The organism is Lyngbya aestuarii BL J, from assembly GCF_000478195.2.
Lineage (GTDB): Bacteria > Cyanobacteriota > Cyanobacteriia > Cyanobacteriales > Microcoleaceae > Capilliphycus > Capilliphycus aestuarii.
In genome coordinates this window covers 1-512 of the sequence record NZ_AUZM01000349.1, presented here as the reverse complement: position 1 = coordinate 512, position 512 = coordinate 1, and the positions used below count along the sequence as shown (strand labels likewise).

Genomic DNA, 512 nt, shown 5'->3' with positions numbered 1-512 from the left:
CTTTCCGAGCCGCCGCCGTCGAACAGGTTAAAATCTGGGGTGAACGCAGTGGGGTTGATGTCATTGCCAATCCCGGCAAGAATACCGATCCAGCCGCCGTTGTCTTTGATGCAATGGAAGCCGCTAGATCCAGAAACATCGAACTGCTTTTGGTTGATACGGCCGGACGCCTGCAAAACAAGAAAAATTTGATGGAAGAACTCAGTAAAGTGCGCCGGGTTATTGAAAAAAAAGCACCCGATGCGATCGTAGAATCCCTACTCGTACTCGATGCAACTCTCGGTCAAAATGGTCTGCGTCAGGCTGAAGTTTTTGCGGAAGCTGCTCAACTCAGTGGTGTAGTCTTGACAAAATTAGATGGAACTGCTAAAGGTGGTGTTGCTCTAGCAATTGTCCAAAAGTTAGGTTTACCCATTCGTTTTATTGGTGTGGGGGAAAGTATCGAAGACCTGAGACCTTTTTCAAGCTATGAGTTTATAGAAGCTTTACTCAGTGGCTAAGTCGAATTTTTT

General features: G+C 46.3%; 1 protein-coding gene. It reads left to right on the top strand.

Annotation, left to right across the window (positions count from 1 at the left end; all coding sequences use genetic code 11):
- Positions 1-500, top strand: a 500-nt coding sequence (gene ftsY / locus M595_RS28470) for a signal recognition particle-docking protein FtsY (protein WP_023070006.1), incomplete at its 5' end; no start/stop codon positions are given.
- Between the last annotated feature and the right edge of the window lie 12 nt (positions 501-512).